Origin of the sequence: Vibrio sp. OPT18, assembly GCF_015163615.1 — a bacterium.
Classification (GTDB): Bacteria; Pseudomonadota; Gammaproteobacteria; order Enterobacterales; family Vibrionaceae; genus Vibrio; species Vibrio coralliirubri.
The window spans coordinates 1-356 of record NZ_JADDYK010000071.1; the positions used below are offsets into that span (position 1 = coordinate 1).

Annotated in this window: 3 tRNA genes; all 3 read right to left on the reverse strand. The window is 52.0% G+C overall.

Features of this window, described 5'->3' with window-relative positions:
- Window positions 1-9 precede the first annotated feature (9 nt).
- Window positions 10-86, reverse strand: a tRNA-Met gene (locus IQQ51_RS18060).
- Between the two features lie 51 nt (window positions 87-137).
- Window positions 138-213, reverse strand: a tRNA-Gly gene (locus tag IQQ51_RS18065).
- Between the two features lie 56 nt (window positions 214-269).
- Window positions 270-346 (reverse strand) — tRNA-Met (locus tag IQQ51_RS18070).
- Between the last annotated feature and the right edge of the window lie 10 nt (window positions 347-356).

The following is a 356-nucleotide window of genomic DNA, read 5'->3' on the forward strand; positions in this document are numbered from 1 at the left end:
ACTGTAATGTGGTTGCGGGAGCCGGATTTGAACCGACGACCTTCGGGTTATGAGCCCGACGAGCTACCAAACTGCTCCATCCCGCGTCCGGATGCATTATTTAAGTTAATGACTCTGTTCTCTAAAAAGAGAGAATTTGGAGCGATACATCGGGTTCGAACCGATGACCTCAACCTTGGCAAGGTTGCGCTCTACCAACTGAGCTAGTATCGCATTAGTTATTCGCTGCTCTTACCGCCTTGGGCAACAGATAGCGCTTAACTGTAATGTGGTTGCGGGAGCCGGATTTGAACCGACGACCTTCGGGTTATGAGCCCGACGAGCTACCAAACTGCTCCATCCCGCGTCCGGATGCA